General features: G+C 53.8%; 13 protein-coding genes and 1 tRNA gene. 6 read left to right on the top strand and 8 right to left on the bottom strand.

Features of this window, described 5'->3' with window-relative positions; genetic code table 11:
* Positions 1 to 303: 303 nt before the first annotated feature.
* The gene (locus BP758_RS00980; RefSeq protein WP_292367825.1) at positions 304 to 1,275 is read left to right on the top strand and encodes a hypothetical protein; all 972 of its coding nucleotides are present in this window, start codon (positions 304 to 306) and stop codon (positions 1,273 to 1,275) included.
* Positions 1,276 to 1,709: 434 nt separating this feature from the next.
* On the opposite strand, the gene BP758_RS00975 is transcribed toward BP758_RS00980, so the two are convergent.
* The 3 genes from BP758_RS00975 to BP758_RS00965 form a co-directional block, all read right to left on the bottom strand.
* Positions 1,710 to 2,150 (bottom strand): hypothetical protein, encoded by a 441-nt coding sequence (locus BP758_RS00975; RefSeq protein ID WP_292367823.1) that lies wholly within the window; start codon positions 2,148 to 2,150, stop codon positions 1,710 to 1,712.
* Positions 2,151 to 2,378: 228 nt separating this feature from the next.
* Positions 2,379 to 4,031, bottom strand: coding sequence for a dihydroxy-acid dehydratase (gene ilvD / locus BP758_RS00970; RefSeq protein ID WP_292367821.1), 1,653 nt, complete (start codon positions 4,029 to 4,031; stop codon positions 2,379 to 2,381).
* 115 nt (positions 4,032 to 4,146) lie between these two features.
* On the bottom strand, positions 4,147 to 5,439 hold the full coding sequence (locus BP758_RS00965) for a COG1361 S-layer family protein (RefSeq protein ID WP_292367819.1): 1,293 nt from the start codon (positions 5,437 to 5,439) through the stop codon (positions 4,147 to 4,149).
* A gap of 215 nt (positions 5,440 to 5,654) precedes the next feature.
* On the opposite strand from BP758_RS00965, the gene BP758_RS00960 reads away from it, so the two are divergent.
* Together BP758_RS00960 and BP758_RS00955 are read left to right on the top strand one after the other, a co-directional pair.
* Positions 5,655 to 6,452: a hypothetical protein gene (locus tag BP758_RS00960; RefSeq protein WP_292367818.1), complete on the top strand. Its 798-nt coding sequence runs from the start codon at positions 5,655 to 5,657 to the stop codon at positions 6,450 to 6,452.
* A gap of 120 nt (positions 6,453 to 6,572) precedes the next feature.
* Positions 6,573 to 6,644 (top strand) — tRNA-Arg (locus BP758_RS00955).
* Between the two features lie 167 nt (positions 6,645 to 6,811).
* Here BP758_RS00955 and BP758_RS00950 read toward each other — a convergent pair.
* The 5 genes from BP758_RS00950 to BP758_RS00930 all read right to left on the bottom strand — a co-directional run bounded on the left by BP758_RS00950 (position 6,812) and on the right by BP758_RS00930 (position 12,319).
* Complete coding sequence (locus BP758_RS00950; RefSeq protein WP_292367816.1) at positions 6,812 to 7,849, bottom strand: M42 family metallopeptidase; 1,038 nt, start codon at positions 7,847 to 7,849, stop codon at positions 6,812 to 6,814.
* 1 nt (position 7,850) lies between these two features.
* Complete coding sequence (locus BP758_RS00945; protein WP_292367814.1) at positions 7,851 to 8,957, bottom strand: pyridoxal phosphate-dependent aminotransferase; 1,107 nt, start codon at positions 8,955 to 8,957, stop codon at positions 7,851 to 7,853.
* 34 nt (positions 8,958 to 8,991) lie between these two features.
* Positions 8,992 to 9,591 carry a 6-phospho-3-hexuloisomerase gene (hxlB, locus tag BP758_RS00940; RefSeq protein WP_292367812.1) on the bottom strand — a complete coding sequence of 200 codons (600 nt, stop codon included), beginning with the start codon at positions 9,589 to 9,591 and terminating at the stop codon, positions 8,992 to 8,994.
* An 86-nt stretch (positions 9,592 to 9,677) separates the two neighbouring features.
* The gene (locus tag BP758_RS00935; protein WP_292367811.1) at positions 9,678 to 11,189 is read right to left on the bottom strand and encodes an MBL fold metallo-hydrolase; all 1,512 of its coding nucleotides are present in this window, start codon (positions 11,187 to 11,189) and stop codon (positions 9,678 to 9,680) included.
* 128 nt (positions 11,190 to 11,317) lie between these two features.
* Positions 11,318 to 12,319, bottom strand: coding sequence for a PEGA domain-containing protein (locus BP758_RS00930; protein ID WP_292367809.1), 1,002 nt, complete (start codon positions 12,317 to 12,319; stop codon positions 11,318 to 11,320).
* Between the two features lie 233 nt (positions 12,320 to 12,552).
* Between BP758_RS00930 and acsB the strand changes: the two genes are divergently transcribed.
* The 3 genes from acsB to acsC are packed head-to-tail and all read left to right on the top strand — an operon-like array spanning position 12,553 to position 16,874.
* Positions 12,553 to 14,583: an acetyl-CoA decarbonylase/synthase complex subunit alpha/beta gene (gene acsB, locus BP758_RS00925; protein WP_292367807.1), complete on the top strand. Its 2,031-nt coding sequence runs from the start codon at positions 12,553 to 12,555 to the stop codon at positions 14,581 to 14,583.
* Positions 14,584 to 14,592: 9 nt separating this feature from the next.
* Positions 14,593 to 15,537: an acetyl-CoA decarbonylase/synthase complex subunit delta gene (locus BP758_RS00920; RefSeq protein WP_292367805.1), complete on the top strand. Its 945-nt coding sequence runs from the start codon at positions 14,593 to 14,595 to the stop codon at positions 15,535 to 15,537.
* Positions 15,538 to 15,539: 2 nt separating this feature from the next.
* Positions 15,540 to 16,874, top strand: coding sequence for an acetyl-CoA decarbonylase/synthase complex subunit gamma (gene acsC, locus BP758_RS00915; protein WP_292367803.1), 1,335 nt, complete (start codon positions 15,540 to 15,542; stop codon positions 16,872 to 16,874).
* Positions 16,875 to 16,876: the final 2 nt, after the last annotated feature.

Raw genomic sequence — 16,876 nt, 5'->3', positions numbered from 1 at the left:
TTAACAATTTTCTTCCACTCCTAGAACAATAAAAGATACAATAATTACTCTTCCTGTACCCCTTTCTTCAACAGGAGTGTAGCATTTATCATTACGTTACATTTTGGACAAATTTCTATATCAACATACGGGAACTTGTTCATACCCGTCAGAATAATAGATGAAATCAGGCATTGCAACATTATATTTATAAATTTTTAATATTCCCATGAAATTTTTGGACCGCGGTATAATGCCACAGTTATAAATAAATAGATAGGAAGATAAAATTTTCTAGTTTCATAAAATATATAGGGATGAATTATGAGTGGGGAAGAGTCAAACTTACAAAAAGCCCTTACAGAAAAGGAAAAAATAGAACGGCTGCTTGAAAATCTGGAAAATCTAAAAGTTAAGGGATTAGTATCAGCAGAAGATTATATCCGCATTAAAGCTGGGTATGACAAATTAATATATGATGCAAATGAGGCAATTATACAAATTAAGGAAACAATAGGGAAACAGATAAAATTGGAAGATACAAATATTAACTTATTTACTCAAATTCTTGAAAACCAGGAAATTCGTTTTAAAAAAGGGGAGTTAATCAAGGCCGAATTTAAAAAGGAACGAAAAAATGTTCAAGAAGAGCTGCAAAAATCTGAAAAAAACAAATCAACTCTTCAACGATTAGTAAATGCAAATAATGTATCCGATCTTTCTGCGGAGACCGTCAAATCTCGAACGGGATCTTTCAAACAGGATTTATTATCCTCCGACAGTAATACTATCTCTAGTAAAAAAAAGACGTTTGTAGTAATAGGGGGATTTATTGTAATTATTACCCTTATATTAGGAGGTGTTTTCTTTCTTTGGCAAGGTCAATGGGTAAACGAAGTTTCGCAACCTGGTGAAACCCAAGGAATTGATGCCACAGGGACTCCCGCATATGTAGTTACCCAATCTCTTCAACTACTGAGCAATGGTCAATATGATAGAGTCACCAACTTATTTGTTGACACCTACACAGAACAACCTCTTTCTGAGGAAAAGAAAGCATCCACTATTGTATCATTAGAACAAAACCTGAAACAAAATAATTTTAAAATTATTGATATTCAAATTCTTCAAACTTCAAAAATTAACGATAACCGGTATTTGGTTTCAGGAACCTATTCGTATTCCTCACGAGATTCCTTTGGAGTTACCGCACATAATACCCGAAACTTTTCATACACAGTTATCAAAATGAATGGACAGTGGCGGATTGTGTACCCTGAAAGGGGTTGGTGGTAACCTTAATTTAAATTTTCCCCTATCCATTCACCCGGATATTGTAAGTAGCGGGAATTCTGTAAAAACACTCCGCTGAAATGAACCTAAAATCGGGGAATATACAGAGAAACGCTATTATATTAAATTGATTACACGAATATTGAATTTTTTAGAATAAGGATTTTATAAATAACCATTTCTTTAATATATAACTCATGCAACATCATCCAGCAAAATCGAAATCATAATGCCAGTCTTGAAAAGGAAGTTTAACAAATTTCTCAAAGTTCGCAAATGCCGACTTAAAATTTAGGAGTTAAATTCAAAATTATATACTAAAATAGCTCATAAATAATTTTTGGTTTGACATTTTGTATCCTTGAGGAATTCTTCTGAGTTATTGTAAGGTTCAATTATAGATATGATCAGGAGTAATTAACAATTTAACTAAAAAATTAAGAATAGGATCGGAATGGAACGTACTTGTCAACAACTTTAACGCGATCACCCGAAGGGGTAATTACCCAGACTTCGGCACGGTCTGTGTTGGTGTTTGTGGAATCAAGGGATATGCTCTGACCAATTGTAAGGGGTGAAACCATTTTATCATTTTCGACAATGCCATCTGAGCGAGTAAGGCGAACATCAATTTCAGGTATGACATTCATTCCATACCCACCTTGAAACGTGAAGATAACATGGGGTGCATGCGCATGACCGTCACTATGAACTTCTACGGAAACTTCATAATTATGCGGCAGGGTTTGCGTTGGGCCCGGTGTTTCCGGTGCTGCTACCGATGTTTGGGTGACTACTGTTCCATATGATCCCTGTTGCGGAGAACTACTTGTACAACCTGTACACAGAGAAATCATAACTAAAAGAGATAATACCATCAGGGTCCACAGATATCTCATATTATTGCATATGTTAAAATTCAACTTATATTTTTTGGAATTTGTAGGTAAGTCATCCCAGAAAACCACAAAATATGCGGGGCAATATTTACAATATTCTATTAATTGTAACCGGGAACTCTGCCCACGTTTTTCTTTCGCAGATGAAAAACCAAGTTCCGATGAGGAACAGCCCGGATAAAAGAACAAAAAAGGGATCCGCTGTCCTTATCTCTGCACTGCGCCGAGGTTTGCCTGCTCCACGGTCTTTGCGTACCGGGCAAGGACGCCCGTGAGCGGCTTTTTTACCGGCTTCCATAAGGCTTTGCGTGCCGCAAGCGTCGTTTCATCGACCAGTAGATCGATCTTCTTTGCGAAGAGATCGACCGCGATTTTGTCCCCGTCGTGGACAAATGCAATCGGCCCGCCGACCGCTGCCTCGGGCGCCACATGCCCGATACAGGGGCCCCGGGTGCCGCCCGAGAAGCGCCCGTCCGTGATCAGGACAACATCCTTGTAGCCCACGCCCATCAGGGCCGATGTTGCGGCAAGCATCTCCGGCATTCCCGGGGCCCCGCGGGGACCTTCGTTCCGGATGATGACCACATCGCCCTCCTTTACCTGCCGCGAGAGGATCGCAGCCATTGCCGGTTCCTCGCCATCGAAGACCCGGGCCGGGCCGGTGTGCTTCCAGATCTCCTTTGGCACGGCTGCACACTTCACGACCGCACCATCCGGCGCGAGCGATCCAAAGAGGATCTTGAGGCCGCCGGCAGTATTGACCGGGTGATCCGGGCTTTTAATGACATCTTCGTTTTTGATGACCGCTGCATCTGCGATCTGGCGGATGGTCTTTCCCGAGACCGTCGGGAGATCGTCCAGGTACTTCTCCAGGCGTTTCATGACTGCCGGGATCCCGCCGGCACGGTACAGGGTCTGCATCGAATGGGGGCCCGAGGGCTGCATGTAGCAGATGTGGGGGATCTCCTCTGCAATGCGGTTGAAGTCCTCTAAGGAGAGCGGGACTTCTGCCTCGGTTGCCACCGCCATGAGATGAAGGACGGTGTTCGTGGAACCGCCAAGGGCCATGTCCAGGCGGATCGCGTTCTCCAGGCTCTTTTTCGTGACGATACTGCGGGGCGTGATATTTTTATTAACTGCGGCAACGGCAGCTTCACCCGTCTCGCGGGCAATCCGTAACTTGGCGGCGTCGACCGCAGGTATCGTTGCGCAGCCCGGAAGGGACATCCCGAGGGTCTCGGTCATGCAGGCCATGGTGTTTGCCGTATAAAGTCCCTGGCAGCTCCCGCAGCCGGGCATGGCGCAGCATTCGAGATCCTTTAAGGACTCGTCGCTCATGTTACCGGCGGCGACTTTCCCGACCCCTTCAAAGACATCAATGAGCGAGAGGTCTTTTCCCCCGAGGTTGCCGGAGAGCATCGGCCCGCCCGTCAAAACAACGGTCGGGACATTGGTCCGGACCGCTGCCATGAGCATGCCGGGCACGATCTTGTCGCAGGTACCTACACAGACAAGCCCATCGAATCGGTGCGCCTGCACCATGAGCTCGATGGAATCGGCAATGTTCTCACGTGAGGGAAGGGAATACCGCATTCCTTCGTGGCCCATGGCAATCCCGTCGCAGATGCCGATCACGCCGAACTCGAACGGCACTCCGCCGGCCGCGGCTATGCCCTCGCGGACCCGTTCAGACAACTGCCGCAGGTGCATATGGCCGGGAACAATCGTGTTATAGGCATTTGCAATCCCGACAAACGGCTGTGCCATCTCGCGGTCGGTCACACCCAGTGCACGCAGGAGCGAGCGGTTCGGCGCCCGTTCGTATCCCTTTTTTACCCTGTCGCTTCGCAGTTCTGTCATTAGCAGGGATGGTTGCCCGGCATGGGTCATGAAACTAGCGCCGCAACGGATTTCCATAAAAAAAATGGGGCGGGCCCCTGTATCTGACCCGGTCCTGCCGGGACGGGAAAAAAGATTACTGCCGTTTCTTCCGGAGATAATAGAGCGCGTACACGATCCCGATGATAATGGCTACGATCACGGAAACGTACACGGAGTTAGAGAGGATCCCGGCAATACCGGTAAGGTTGTCTACCCTGACCGTGACCTTCATGGGATCCGATATAGTGGTGGAGTTCAGGGAACTGAGGTACCGGATCTCCGAATCAAGACCGTAGTCCTTTACGGTGGCATCGCTTGAGACTTTGAGCTGGAATGTTGCGGTTGCGGTCTGGCCCGGGGCGAGATCGCCAAGGTAGGAGATATCAGAGCTGCTCGTGAACGGTTTGACCGCGCTGATACGGGCCTCTGCGCTTCTCACCGGCGTACTCCCGGTGTTCTTATACACGACCTGAATGATCTTTTTGCTGCCCGGGTTCATCTCAGCGGGAGGCGACAGGATGACAAAATCCACCTTGCTTCCCACAGCAACCCCCGCGGTTTCCGTCCGGGAGGTGACAAAGTCGCCCTCGTTATTCTGGTACACAACAACGAGATCCACCGGATACGAGGCGTTCTGTGCGGTCTCTGCCACGTTCACCTTGTACCGGCAGGATACCGTGCTCCCCGCCGGGAAATCCCCGATATAGACGCTGTTGTCCACCGGAGTTACCGGGCTGTTGTCATTCCGGAGCAATTTCACGGTAGCCTTTGTCCCGTCAAGGGTTCCGGTATTTTTTATGGTGAGATTCAGGTACCCGTCAGAATTCGCTATCAGGTGGTCCGGTATCGCGGCTACGATCCCGGGAATTACTTCTTTCTTAATGACAATGGGGACATACACCGTGGTAGTCTCCACGACATAGTAATTCTTGAAGGAGTCGACCTGGTACTGGATGACCGAATCGATCCGGGTATAGGTGAGGTTGACCGGGACGAGATAGGTACCGGCCGGTGCATTGCTGTCGATCTTTGCCTGAACCGTCACGGTCTTTTTGGCCTGGCCGGGGAGATCCCCGATCATCTGGGGATCTGATTTGATGACGAACGGGGCGTCACCGGGGGTCATGGTAACGGCGACAAATTTTGCCGTTGCCGGGAGATCGGGACGGTCGATGACAGACGACGCGACCTCCTTACTCGTGCTAAAACCGGTATTTTCAATAACCAGCGGGATGGAGATTTCGCTTCCTGCAGAGAACTCGTTGGTGCCGGAGACCAACACATTCAGGTTCGGGCTGCCATCCAGGTATTTTGTCCCGGCAGAGACCGGCACGGTAATGCACAGGGCTGTAATTAAGAGAATCAGACAGGCTCGTAGCGGTGCCATGAGGATCACCCGGTTCCGGATAAAAATGCGTTTTCCTATTGTACCGTTAAGGGTTATGTAGTTTCCCGGATGCCGGGACACTCCCTACTACCCGGACCTGCCGCACATATGTTCGTTTCTTATCTGATTCCCGGGCCACGTTCGGGACTAATCCGGGTACCAATCCCTGAATACCGTACACATAAATAAAGGAAAACGCCAAAAACACATCAGTGATGACAAAACAGATCTGCCTGCTATTATCCCTGCTCTTTATCATTCTGCTGATTGCCGGTACAGGCTGCGTAACGCCCCCGAAAGGATCCACGCCTTCCACGGGATCCGTCGGCGAGGTTGGCACCGCCGGCCCAACGGAAACCGTGACAACCGAAACCCCCAGTTACGTGACCGCTGCTACGCCGTTTGTAACGGAAACCCCCGATAATGGAACCGGAGCTTCCGGGGCAAACCTGCTCGTCCCCACGTCAACCCTGCCTCCGGAAGACCGGTCCTGCCTTATCTACAGCAATACGCAGAATTTTATCTATAATACCTCAGCCATCAACTTCAATCTCAAAAACCCGCCGATGTACATCAACTATACCGTGATACCCACGAACGTTACGGTAAACAAGTGGGTTCAGGAGCGGACGGGATCCAAAAAGGAAGTCACCTATACCTACTCAGATTATGCACCTTATTCCTGGTTCGAGATAACCGTCAGGAACAAGACCTCGGGAGAGGTGTATCTGGATGACGGTTTTGGCTCGGCAAAGGGATTATCAACATACACCAGTGCAACGCTCAAAGTCATGAAGAGCGACGACATGCTTATCGAGTTTAAAGGCCAGAGCATCACGGCAACCGTAGGGATATGGGTAAAACCGGTGGGAAATTTCGATGATCCGTATAACAGAACGTTTACCGAATGCAAATACTGGACCCAGACCCAGAACTCACTGCCGATAGTAACGGCAACGACAACGCCGACGTGGACCCCGGAAAACCAGGTTCAGGGAAGACCTAGCAGTTAGGCAGAGAACCCTTTTTTGTAAATTGTTTTCCGGCAGAATATCGGGATATCGCTTTTACTACGGTGAGATATTTAAGCGATGAAAACGATGTAAGTAAGGCAGGCAAGCCCAGAGTAACAGGTCCCGGTAGGGTAGTGGACATCCTAGAAGCCTGCGGAGCTTTTGACCCGGGTTCAAGTCCCGGCCGGGGCGTCACAACTTTTACCCGTTTTCTTATTTTATTTTCAGCAGAATGAAATCATTTGGTTTGTAGGTTTTTAGCGGGGCTTTCCCACGGGAAACGCCATGTGCTCCCTCCACATAAGGACTGCCTCACAGGTTTTCCCCGGATAAATAATCGAACAGATAAAAAAAGAGGATCAGAATGCCGGCTTTGTTTTAAGCGCGGCGACGAGCAGGTTAACCCCCGCCTCGACATCTGCCATATCCAGCACCTCGACCGGCGAGTGGATGTACCGGGTTGCCGGGCTGAGCGTGGTGCTCGGGATCCCGCCTTTGGTGAGATGGATGGAGGTCGCATCGGTTGTCCCGCCGTTCCCGACTTCGAACTGCACCGGGATCTTGTTCTTTGTCGCTGCATCGCGGAGCCACTTGACAACCCTCTTGTCGGCAATAAGCCCGCGCCCGGCAGCGTCCACGATCGTGACAACGGGGCCTTTTCCCATCTCGACAGCTGCATCCTTCATGTCGATGCCCGGGTGGTCGCCCGGAATGGTGACATCGGTTGCGATTGCCCAGTCGGGTTCGATGGAATATGCACTCGTCTTTGCGCCCTTCAGACCAACCTCTTCCTGCACGGTAAAGACCGCGTAGATTGTGAAGGGGGATTTTACCTTCTGCATGGTTTTTATCAGCATCGCGCAGCCGGCCCGGTTGTCGAATGCCTTACCGGTCACCCGGTTGTTGGCAAGCTCGGTAAACTCACGGTCGATGGTGACCGTAGTGCCGACCTCGATCCCCATTGCCCCGGCATCTTTCTTGTCCTTTGCCCCGACATCAATGAACATGTCGTCGGCCTTGACGCCTTTTTTGCGCTCATCCTCGTCCATCATGTGCGGGGGCTTGCCGCCGATGACGCCGATTTTGTCGCCCTTTGCCCCGTGAACGATCACGCGCTGGTTGTAGAGCGTGGGCGCGTACCAGCCGCCGAGCGTGACAAACCGGAGAAAACCCTTATCGTCGATATACTTGACCATAAGGCCGATCTCGTCCATGTGGGCGGCAAGCATGACTTTCGTGGTATTGCCTTTTTTCACCGCGATGAGGTTACCCATCGGGTCCTCGTGGATCTCGTCCACATATCCTTTGAGTTCCTTTTTTATAACGGCAAATACGCTGCCTTCGCTGCCCGAAACACCGTGGGCATTGGATAATTTCCGTAAAAGTTCCTTTACCATATTATTCTCCTGTTGCCTTTTCGATCCTATCAAGGGCTCGCTTGAGGTCGTCCCGTGAGGCCGCGTAACTGATACGGGCATAATCCGGTGCGTTTGTCCCGAATGCAGAGCCGGGCGTGAGAATAACCCCGCTCTCGATGATCCGGGTAACGAGCGCCGGTTTCATCGGGACAAAAGCGTAGAAAGCCCCTTCAGGCACGGGGAACGAAAACCCGATCTTTGCAAGTCCCGCACAGATCAGATCGCGCCGGGCTTTGTACTCGTCGCGCATCTTTTTCACCGGGCTCTGGTCGCCGGTGTAGGCAGCAAGCGCCGCGTACTGCGAGATGGAGGTGGCGCAGGCCTGGCAGTACTGGTGGACCTTGATGCACTGCCCGACAATATCTTCCGGTGCCGCGAGATACCCGAGCCTCCAGCCGGTCATCGCATAGGTCTTGCTTGCCGCATTGATGGTGACAACATTGTCCCCGAAGCGGGCTGCGCTCCAGTGTTCTTTCCCGTAGATAAAATGCTCGTACACTTCGTCGCTGACGATCGTGACACCGGCATCCTCTGCATATTCGACAAGGGCCTTTACCGATTCCTTACTCTCTACCGCACCAGTGGGGTTTGCCGGGGAGTTGAGGATAAAGAGCCGGGCACCGTCCATGAGTGATTTGGCCTTCTCGATATCGATATGGAATGTCTTATCCAGCGGGACGCCAACCGGCCGCCCTCCCGCAATGGTTGCGAGTGCCGCATACGATACAAAGCCCGGGTCGGCACAGAGGACGAGGTCCCCCTCGTTTACGAGCGCCTGCATCACGATATGCAAGGCTTCGCTCGCTCCTGCAGTAACAATGATCCGGTCGGGGGAGCACGTCACATGGTTCTCGTTTTTGAGTTTGTCACTGAGTGCGGCCCGGAGTTCGGGGATCCCGTTGTTGCCCGTATACCCGGTCTTTCCTGCCTGTATTGCAGCAATCGCAGCGTCCTTGATGTGCTGCGGCGTATCGAAATCCGGCTGGCCGAGACCCAGGTTGATTGAACCGGGCCCCGCCGCTTCGAAGATTTTGCGAATCCCCGAGATCTCGATATCCTTTACCCGTGATGAAAACGGTCCTGTCATTGCTTGTGTCCTTTAAAGGATACGGATGCCCGTATCACTCCATATTCGCATGACGGTTCTTGAGCGCCGACTCGTCGGTCTTTGTGATCTCCATGAGCCGCGAGATCACGGCATCGGATAAGATGAGCGAGGCCGTCTCAAAGAGAGTCCCCAGCGGTGCAAAGGACTTGTGATCGCCAAGCATCTGCCGGATCTCGTATTCCGCGGCATCGTCGCGGGCATCGTCCCGCTGGCTCTCGATAATGACTTTGCAGTCCGCGATATTCCCGATACGGGAGTCCGGGTTTGACGTGATCAGGCAGATATGGGCACCGATCTCTTTTCCGGTCTCCGCGATATCCGCGATGCTTTTGGTCTTTCCCGAGCCGGAAAAGACCACGATCGCATCCCCTTTCTGGACTGCCGGCGTGATGGTCTCCCCTACCACGTACGACTGGAGGCCGAGGTGCATCAAGCGCATGGCAAAACTCTTTGCAACAAGGCCGGACCTGCCGGCTCCCATGACATAGATCCGTTTTGCCTGCAGGAGTTCGTCGATAAAAGCGTTTACATCTGCATCGGATATCCCGTTCGAGATGGCCCGGATCTTCGAGGCCATCAGCTGCATCATTTCCTGAACCCTGTGATTTTCCATCCTTCTCAATAGGAATGGTGCTATCCCAAACTAGAAGAGAATTTCGTACAAAACAAAAAAACGCGAAACTAAAAAGGGGAACGGGGTTAATTTTCTGACGGGGTATAATGGAGGATTTCCCCGCAGGTTGCAAGTTTCCCGTTTTCCAGCACGGAGATTGTGCCATGGCCCCCGCAGATCCGGCACCGCTTTCCTCTCGGGGCAAGCCCGCGGTCGGTCTCTGCGGCCAGTTCGAGGAGCGCCCGGCGTTCCTTCCTTGCAAGCTCGCTGTCCACGTTCACCGAGGTGACAAGGAAGTCGGCAAGGGAACTGTAATCCGCCCGCTCCTTTGTCAGGCTCGAAAAGTTGATCACCGCATCCGCGGTAAACAGGAGGCCTTCGGATGCGGAGAAGAGGTAGATCTGACCATAGGTATGCCCCCCGAACCCTTCGAGGATCTCCAGTTCCAGGTCCCCGATCCGGATCGTGTCCAGTACCGGGAAGATGGACCGCATTTTTGCGCCGGCCGGGGGAAGGCAGGTGATCTCCCCCGATGCCTTGAACTGCGAGAAGCAGTTGATCATCTTGGTATAGAACGCTTCGAGGACCGAGTGCTCGTTCCGGGAACCGTAGGCCCGGTTGTTGGTCTTTATGATCTCGCGCGTGCCGGTGTGCATGATCCCCGGGACCGGGAAAAATCCCCCGGCACCGCAGTGGTCTGCATCCGCGTGGCTGATGATCACCCGGGTGATGGCCCGTTCCGGCCCGATCCCAAAGCGGGCAAACATCTTCATGACATCGGCATGGTAGATCCCGTACCCGGTATCAAGCATCAGGGTTTCACCGGGGGAAGCAATCACATAGATACTGCCGCCGCAGGGGGGCTGGAAGCAGTAGACGGTTGTCTCTTTTGTTACGGCAAGTTTCTGCACATCCGCGTAAAAGCCGGCCCCGGTCGTTGCCCGCAGGGTCCTGCCCGTCTGTAACACGCTGTCGAAAACCTTACGGGGATCGTTTCCCCGGTTTGTGAGTTCCTGGGCGATATGGTTGGTGTCGGCAAGAAACGAGAGGACAAATTCGTTCTCCGATTCCCCGATGAGATCGCGGATCTCCTGTGCCAGGCGGACATAGAAGATAGTGTCATCCAGGTGCCTGCCCGTGGTATCGTATTCGAGGATCTCGAGCTGGTAGCGGGACTTGAGCTCATCGAGCAGCTGCTCGATTGCCGAAGGGTTGTCCAGGTTCAGGCTGACCGTGAGCCGGTCCGGGTACCGGCCTGCATCGTCAAAGTCGATGTACCCGATATTTGCCCCGGATATGGTGATGTATTTCAGGAAGGTACTGAGCGAACCGGGGATGTGGGGCAGGTGGACGAAGAATTTCAAAAAGCTGACCGGTTTTAACGATGTCTGGAGATACCCGACCCTTTGTAAATCCCCGGTGATATCGGCATATGCTTCTTCCGATGCCGTTACTTCGTAAAAGACCGTACAGGGATCGATTCTCCGGTCGTACTGGATGCGGTTGATGTTGCCGTTGTATTGTTTTATGATATCTGCAGCCCGTTCCAGCGATCCGGGCTCGTCCGGCATATGAGCGATAAATCCAAACTTCTTCACGATTCCATGCGCCCCGCTTGCAGGATCAGCATTGGATGTAAGATCATTATAATTTATGGACGGGCCAAAAAACCCGATCCGTCATCCCGTCCCGCAGACATTCAGGAAATTAAAAAAAAGTATTATGATTATTTCCTGTGCGAACGCAGGGCGATGATACAGAAGGCCCCGATGATACAGCCAAATACCGCGGTAAGCGGGGAGAGCGGAGCACCCGACGGCGATTTTACCAGTTCCGGTGTGATCTCCGTGGTTTTCCCGCTGTCGACCGTGACACCAACCGTGTTTGGCTGGTATCCCGGAGACCTGACTTCTATGGTGTGTGCACCCGGGGTCACCGTATTCAGCGTCAGGGGAGTATTCCCCACCATGACGGTGTCAAGGTAGACCGCTGCACCCGTGGGTTTTGAAGAGATCACGAGTGTCCCTGCTGCATTAGCGGGCGTTGCAGCGGGAGTAACCGTGGCTACGACCTCAGCATTCCCCGGGGTTGCATTGACCGTCAGTGTCCTGGTGATGCTTTTTGCCATTGCCGGGCTGCCGATAGTTACCGTATAATCGCCGGGTGGGAGATCCACATGGAACCCGTAATTGAAATCCCCGCTAGCATCGGTGGCAGCAAGATACGTGTGGACTTTGTTTCCCTGTGAATCGATCACATCGATCTCGATATTTGCCGCACCCTTCTCGCTGTACCCGACAAGAGTGACATAATCGTCAAGCTTTGCCGGGTTCGGGGTCATCGCAACATAGAACTCGGGCTTTTTGAGCATGATGGGGACGGATGCGGTAACCCCGGGATGGTTCGCGTCATATGCGGTAAGGGTATATCTTGCCGTGTACAGGTGATCGACACCGACCGCACGGGACATATCCCAGTAAAATACCCACGAGTTCATATCGTCAACGATTGCGGTATTGCCGGTTCCCGGCGTGCCGGTCAGGTTATAAGGCGGCACACCCTCTGCGGGCAGTCCCGGGCCGGTAATTCGTACGACCGTGGTATTCCCGAGCGTGTTTTTCCCGTCAAAGGCAATGGTGTCTCCGACATAATACCCGCCGGCACCCCGGTAGGTAATCGTGACAGCCCCGGTATCAGCAGATACCGGAACAATACATACTGCGATCAAAATCAGAAATAGAAAACCCGAAAAGATTTTCAGGACCTGATGCGAATGCATTTCTTTCCCTCACCTTAAAGAGAATATTCATCTTCGGGAATAAATAGTGTTCTCCATGATTCCCGCGTTTTTGCCAAAAACCGGCTCCGTATTTCGCGTAATCTTCAATCGTTTGTTCCATTTGCACAGATAACGAAACTATATGTATGGCTTGTGCAGTAACCCATACATTGAAGGGATATATGTCCGACGTTACGCTTGCCAGAAAAACCGGGAACGAACAGCTGAAAAAAAATATAGCAAAATTGTCCGGGGAATTTTCGTACGAAGAGACCGCGTACCACCTTCCGGTCTCCTATGCACTGACGGGTACCGCGGTCCACACACCGGCGGCAGCTGCGGAAGTTTTTGCAAAGACCGCAGATAATCCCCTGGTGGCCGCGGAATGTATCCTTGCCGGAGAGACCGCAGCGGCCGGGAAAGAACCGGCACCGTATACGGGTTTTATCAGCGATACCGTGCTCAGGAAGCTCGGGTACTCCCTTGTCGATGGCAGTATCCTTGGGCTCGCCCTTATTGTCGGCTCCCCGAAGAGCGCCGAAAGCGCTGCCGCCATCTGTCGTGAGCTCCAGGAAAAATACATGCTCACCTTCCTCTCCGGCGGCGTAGTCCCCACCCTTTCGGAGGCAGGGGTTAAACTCGGGCTCGATTACCGGCTCATCCCGCTCGGGTCAAAACCCCTCCATAGTGTCCATTTCGTGGACATCGTTACCCGGGTAGCCATGATGTTTGGCGGCGTAGCTCCCGGCGATATCCACCGGCTGCTTGCCTATGCTGCCGAGCGGGCAAAGGCGATCGTGATCGTCTTCCCCGGTCTCTCGGATGAGGATATCGCGTTTGTAGACGGCATGCGGGTGCTGGGCTTTCCCATCCTGACCCTTGGCGGATACGAAGGCGGGGACTGGGTGCCGGCCGCTCCCGAGGAAGTTGTCCGCAAGGGCATGGACTTAAAAGGGATCCGGGTCACGGTGACTGCAATTCCGATCCCGATGGCATGCTCCCCGGCGTTTGAAGGAAAGAGCATCAGAAAAGAGGAGATGCAGGTCGAATTCGGCGGGGGCCGTTCCCCGGCATTCGAGCTCCTGCGCATGAAAAATCCCGGGGAGATCGAGGACGGGAAAGTGACCGTGATCGGCCCGGAGATCGATGCCATGAAAGAAGGCGGGGCGTACCCCCTCGGCATCATCATCGATGTGACCGGCAAGACGATGAAGAAAGACTACGAGCCGGTTCTCGAACGCCGGATCCACAACTTCATCAACTACGGAGAAGGGTCCTGGCATGTGGCGCAACGGGATCTCATCTGGGTTCGGATCTCAAAAGAAGCCTATGCAAAGGGGGTGAAAGTCGAACATCTCGGAAAACTCCTTGCAAGCAAGTTCCGTATGGACTTCCCGCAGCTGCTCGACGCTGTTTCCGTGACGCTTATCACCGATCCCGAAAAGGTCCTTGCGGCAAAGAAGGAGGCAGAAGAGATCTATGCAGAACGCGATGCCCGGATCAAGGGGATGCGGGACAACGATGTCGATACCTATTATTCCTGCACGCTCTGCCAGACGTTTGCCCCGAACCATGTCTGCGTGATCACCCCGGAACGGCCGGCGCTTTGCGGGGCAATCAGCTGGCTGGACGGGAAGATCGCGTACGAGATCTCGCCCTCGGGAGCTAACCAGCCGGTTGAGAAAGGGGCGCTTATCAATGCCCAGAACGGCGAATTCGAGGGCGTGAACCGGTTCGTGAAGAAAGCCAGCCACGGCGAGATCGAGCGCTGCTCGCTCTATTCCGTGATGGAGTTCCCCATGACCTGCTGCGGGTGTTTCGAGGCGATCGCCCTGATGCTCCCCGAGGTAAACGGCATCATGGTCGTGAACCGGGAATACAAGGGAATGACACCTTCCGGGATGACCTTCTCGACCCTTGCCGGTACCATCGGCGGCGGGGCACAGACCCCGGGCTTTGCCGGGATCTCGAAAAACTACATCCTCTCGGACCGGTTCCTGCAGGGCGAGGGCGGGATCGAACGGCTCGTCTGGATGCCGGCACAGCTCAAGGAAGAGCTGAAATCCCGGCTCGTGCCGCTGCTGGAGAGCAAGGGCCATCCCGATCTCTTCGACAAGATTGCCGATGAGACAACGGCTGCGACCATCGAAGACCTGACTGAGTACCTGACGCGTGTCGGCCACCCGGCGCTTGCCATGAAACCCCTGATGTGAGGCACAATCATGGAACCCGACCTGAACTTTGGCTGGACCAGCACGGTGGGAAACGTTATCCTTGGCGCAACGAAAAGCGAGGGGGGCACGCGATCGAAGTCCTATACCCTGGGCGGAGGGACAACGCTTCCGTTTATGGAAAAGGACCTCTCGTTTCCCGCACCGCTGATCGCGTTTGAGATCTGCGACGATCCGCGCTACTGGTCGCCGATTGTCAACGACTTCTGCGGCGACCTGGTAAACGATCCCGGGGCATGGGCAAAGACCGCCGAGACCGCGTACGGTGCCGACCTGGTCCGGCTCTGCCTGACAAGCACCAAGCAGCGCGATTTCTCCGATATCCCGGCGATCGGGAAGACGGTGGAATCCGTCCTTGCCGCAACCACGCTCCCGCTCGTTATCGAGGGGAGCAACGAGCCGAAGATCGACAGCGAGGTCTTTTTGAAATGCGGCGAGACCGGGCAGGGGGAGAAACTCCTGCTCGGGACCGCGGAGGCCGGGCGCTACAGGAGCATCGCTGCCGCTGCTCTTGCCTACAACCACTCGATCATAGCCCAGTCGCCCATCGACATCAACCTTGCAAAGCAGCTCAACATCCTTTTAAAAGAGATCGGCGTCACCCGCGATCACATCGTGATCGACCCCTACACGGGAGCGCTCGGCTACGGTTTCGAGTACTCCTACTCGGCCATGGAGCGGATCCGGTTCTCGGCGTTAAAAGGGGACACGGATCTTGCAATGCCGCAGATCTGCGCACCCTCGGATTCCCTTACCGTAAAAGAGGTGCGCGAGGCGGAAGGCCCGGCACGGGACAGCATGGCGATTGAATGGGAATTTACCACCAGCCTTGCCGCAGCGGTGGCCGGTGCGGAGATCGTCTGCGTCCGCCACCCTGATACGGTGAAACGGTTAAAAGCCGCATTTGCCGGGCTCTCTGCCCGGACGGAGGTGTGAATATGGCACTCAAGGCCCTCGATATCTACAAGCTCCTCCCGAAGAAGAACTGCAAGGAGTGCGGGGATCCCACCTGCCTGACGTTTGCCATGAAGCTCGCGGCCGGGAAAGCCGATGTCGAGCTCTGCCCGTACCTCGACGACAATGCAAAGAACGTGCTCGGGGCAACCACGCGCCCGCCCATCAAACTTGTCGCGGTTGGCGTTGGCGAGCGCTCGTATTCCGTTGGGGAAGAATTTGTCCTGTACCGCCACGACAAGACCTTCTACCATCCGCCGGGCATCATGTTCGTGGTCGGGGATACCCAGAGCGAGGAAGAGATAGCTGCCGTTACCGCCCGGGTCAGGGACGAGACGCTTACCCGGGTCGGGGCAGACTTAAAATTCAACGGCACGGCGATCGTCAACACCAGCGGCTCCGCTGAAACCTATGCAAAGGCGGTTGCGGCGGTAGAAAAGACCGCCGGCCTCCCCGAGATTCTCGTATCGGAGAACCCGGAAGCGCTCGAAGCGGCTCTAGTCCTCTGCGGGACCTACCACCCGGTCATCTGTGCCGCAACCCCGGAGAATTACAAACCGCTCTGTGCCATAGCAAAAAAACACGGCTGCCGGCTGGTCGTGCGTGCGCCAACCTTCGACGCCCTCGCGGAACTCACCCGGAACTGCGTGGCGGAAGGCGTCAAAAACCTCCTGATCGATCCCGCCCCGCAGACGCTTGGCGATTTCCTTACCCGGTCCACGGCTATCCGCGAGCTTGCCATCACCCGGGCCATGCCGGATCTCGGGTACCCGGTGTACCTCGACGCAACGAAATTTTCCGATGAGGACGCTGCGATTGCGCTTGGGATCGTCAAGTACGCCTCGGTCATTGTCTGCCACCCGCTCTCGCCGGCCTCTGCAAAGGCAGCGCTCACGCTCCGGCAGAACATCTACACCGACCCGCAGAAACCCATCCAGATGAACCCGGGCCTGTACCGGGTCGGGACGCCGGGAAAAGATGCACCGGTGCTCATGACGGTAAACTTCTCCCTGACGTTTTTCACGCTCCAGGGCTACCTCGAATCCACCCGGGTCCCCTGCTTCATGCTGATTGTGGACACGGAAGGACTCTCGGTCCTGACAGCCGTTGCGGCAGGAAAGCTCAACGAAACCCTTGTCCGCGATGCGCTCAAAAAATTCGGCGTGGAGAACGAAGTCTCCCACAAGAAACTGATCATCCCGGGGTATGCCGCCCCCCTCTCGGGAAGGATCGAGGAGGCAACCGGGTGGAAGGTGCTCGTCGGCCCCCGCGATGCGGCGGAAATTGGTGAATTCATCCACCAGGAGTGGAAACCCTGACC

Source organism: Methanoregula sp. UBA64 (assembly GCF_002502735.1).
Lineage (GTDB): Archaea > Halobacteriota > Methanomicrobia > Methanomicrobiales > Methanospirillaceae > Methanoregula.
Note: the sequence above shows the minus strand (reverse complement) of the source record. Positions and strands in the feature narration are given on the sequence as shown.

Bases quoted from the DNA above. Each gene is read 5' to 3' on its own strand.
- BP758_RS00920 (WP_292367805.1), top strand. From the start codon at position 14,593: ATGGAACCCGACCTGAACTTTGGCTGGACCAGCACGGTGGGAAACGTT.
- acsB (WP_292367807.1), top strand. From the start codon at position 12,553: ATGTCCGACGTTACGCTTGCCAGAAAAACCGGGAACGAACAGCTGAAA.
- BP758_RS00965 (WP_292367819.1), bottom strand. From the start codon at position 5,439: ATGGCACCGCTACGAGCCTGTCTGATTCTCTTAATTACAGCCCTGTGC.
- BP758_RS00960 (WP_292367818.1), top strand. From the start codon at position 5,655: ATGACAAAACAGATCTGCCTGCTATTATCCCTGCTCTTTATCATTCTG.
- BP758_RS00945 (WP_292367814.1), bottom strand. From the start codon at position 8,957: ATGACAGGACCGTTTTCATCACGGGTAAAGGATATCGAGATCTCGGGG.
- hxlB (WP_292367812.1), bottom strand. From the start codon at position 9,591: ATGGAAAATCACAGGGTTCAGGAAATGATGCAGCTGATGGCCTCGAAG.
- ilvD (WP_292367821.1), bottom strand. From the start codon at position 4,031: ATGACAGAACTGCGAAGCGACAGGGTAAAAAAGGGATACGAACGGGCG.
- BP758_RS00950 (WP_292367816.1), bottom strand. From the start codon at position 7,849: ATGGTAAAGGAACTTTTACGGAAATTATCCAATGCCCACGGTGTTTCG.
- BP758_RS00975 (WP_292367823.1), bottom strand. From the start codon at position 2,150: ATGGTATTATCTCTTTTAGTTATGATTTCTCTGTGTACAGGTTGTACA.
- BP758_RS00980 (WP_292367825.1), top strand. From the start codon at position 304: ATGAGTGGGGAAGAGTCAAACTTACAAAAAGCCCTTACAGAAAAGGAA.
- acsC (WP_292367803.1), top strand. From the start codon at position 15,540: ATGGCACTCAAGGCCCTCGATATCTACAAGCTCCTCCCGAAGAAGAAC.